We start from the raw sequence: 2,081 nt of genomic DNA on the forward strand, positions 1-2,081 counted from the left end.
CGGCCTTGATCACCGCGCCGTCGGCGGTGCTGACCTTGGTGCCCGCGGTCAGGTACAGGCCCGCCTCGATCACGCAGTCGTTGCCGAGCGGGATGCCGAGGCCGGAGTTGGCGCCGAGCAGCGAGCGCTCGCCGACCGAGATGACGGTGGTGCCGCCGCCGGAGAGGGTGCCCATGGTGGACGCGCCGCCGCCGATGTCGGAGCCGTCGCCGACCACGACGCCCGCGGAGATGCGGCCCTCGACCATGGAGGTGCCGAGGGTGCCCGCGTTGAAGTTCACGAAGCCCTCGTGCATGACGGTGGTGCCCGCCGCCAGGTGCGCGCCGAGCCGGACCCGGTCGGCGTCGCCGATGCGCACGCCGGTGGGAACCACGTAGTCGACCATGCGCGGGAACTTGTCGATGCTGTAGACGGTGACCGGGCCGCGGGCGCGCAGCTTCAGCCTGGTCTGCTCGAAGCCCTCCACCGGGGCCGGGCCGTGGTTGGTCCACACCACATTGGCGAGCAGGCCGAACTGGCCGTCCAGGTTCACCGAGTGCGGGGTCACCAGGCGGTGCGAGAGCAGGTGCAGCCGCAGGTAGACGTCGTGCGCGTCGATCGGGGCCGCGGACAGGTCGGCGATGGTGGTGCGCACCGCGATCACCTCGACACCGCGGGCGGAGTCCACGCCGAGCAGGTCGGCGAAGCCCTCCGGCGCCTCGTCGAGCCGCTCGGTGCCGGTGGTCTCGAAGGACCCCAGTTCCGGGCTCGGGTACCAGGTGTCCAGGACGGTGCCGTCCGCGGTCACGTTGGCGATACCGACTGCTGTTGCTCCCTGAGTGCTCACGTCGTCAGAGGTTACCCACCGCGGTGGCGCGGGCGGTGAGCTACCTCGTCGTAGGCTGACCCGGTGAGCATCGACCTGTCCGCAGACCCGATCGCCCTGACCGCCGCCCTCGTCGACATCCCGAGCGTCTCCCTCGACGAGCGCGCGATCGCCGACGTCGTGGAACGCGCCCTGCGCGAGCAGACCACCGGATTCGAGGTGCTGCGGCACGGCAACGTGGTGCTGGCCCGCACGAACCGCGGCCTGCCGACGCGGGTGATCCTGGCCGGCCACCTGGACACGGTGCCCATCGCCGACAACGTGCCGAGCCGCTTCGGCACCGGCCCCGGCGGCGAGCGACTGCTGCACGGCTGCGGCACCGTCGACATGAAGTCCGGCGACGCGGTGTTCCTGCACCTGGCCGCCACCGTCACCGAGCCGGTGCACGACCTGACCCTGATCTTCTACGACGGGGAGGAGATCGCCGCGCAGTACAACGGGCTCGGCCACATCGAGCGCGACCTGCCCGACTGGCTCGACGGCGACCTGGCCGTGCTCGGCGAGCCCTCCGGCGGCTGGATCGAGGCGGGTTGCCAGGGCACCCTGCGCGTGCGGCTGAGCACCGGGGGCGTGCGCGCGCACTCGGCCCGATCGTGGATGGGCGACAACGCCATCCACCGGCTGGCCCCGGTGCTGGCCCGGCTGGCGGACTACACCGCGCGGAATGTCGACATCGACGGCTGCGTCTACCGCGAGGGCCTGTCGGCGGTGGCGATCGACGGCGGCGTCGCGGGCAATGTGATCCCCGACGAGGCCGGCGTGACCGTCAACTTCCGTTTCGCCCCCGACCGCACCGTGGAGCAGGCCGTCGCGCACGTGCGCGAGGTCTTCGACGGCCTCGACATCGGCTTCGAGGTCACCGACTCCGCGCCAGGCGCGCTGCCCGGGCTCACCGCCCCGGCGGCCGAGGCGCTCATCGACTCGGTGAACGCGTACGGCGGCGGCGGGGTGCGCGCCAAGTACGGCTGGACCGACGTCTCCCGCTTCGCCGCCCGCGGCATCCCCGCGGTGAACTTCGGCCCCGGCGACCCGAACCTGGCCCACAAGCGCGACGAGCACGTGCCGACCGCGCAGATCACCGCCGTCACCGCCATGCTGCGCGCCTACCTCACCGGCGGCGCGCCCACCGGCGGAGGGCGGCCCCGCAGGCACCGCCGCCCGCGCCCCCGGCCCGCCCCCGCTGGTGGTGGGCGGGGGGGGGCCCGGGTGGGGGGAC

General features: G+C 73.4%; 2 protein-coding genes. One reads left to right on the forward strand and one right to left on the reverse strand.

From position 1 onward, the window contains the following. Positions 1 to 826 (reverse strand): 2,3,4,5-tetrahydropyridine-2,6-dicarboxylate N-succinyltransferase (dapD, locus tag QH283_RS02525; protein WP_280501401.1); only part of this gene is annotated, 826 nt, incomplete at its 3' end. Between the two features lie 63 nt (positions 827 to 889). Here dapD and dapE point away from each other — a divergent pair. Further along, positions 890 to 2,081, forward strand: a 1,192-nt coding sequence (dapE, locus tag QH283_RS02530; protein WP_280501402.1) for a succinyl-diaminopimelate desuccinylase, incomplete at its 3' end; no start/stop codon positions are given.

Origin of the sequence: Nocardia farcinica, assembly GCF_029867845.1 — a bacterium.
Taxonomy (GTDB): Bacteria; Actinomycetota; Actinomycetes; order Mycobacteriales; family Mycobacteriaceae; genus Nocardia; species Nocardia farcinica_A.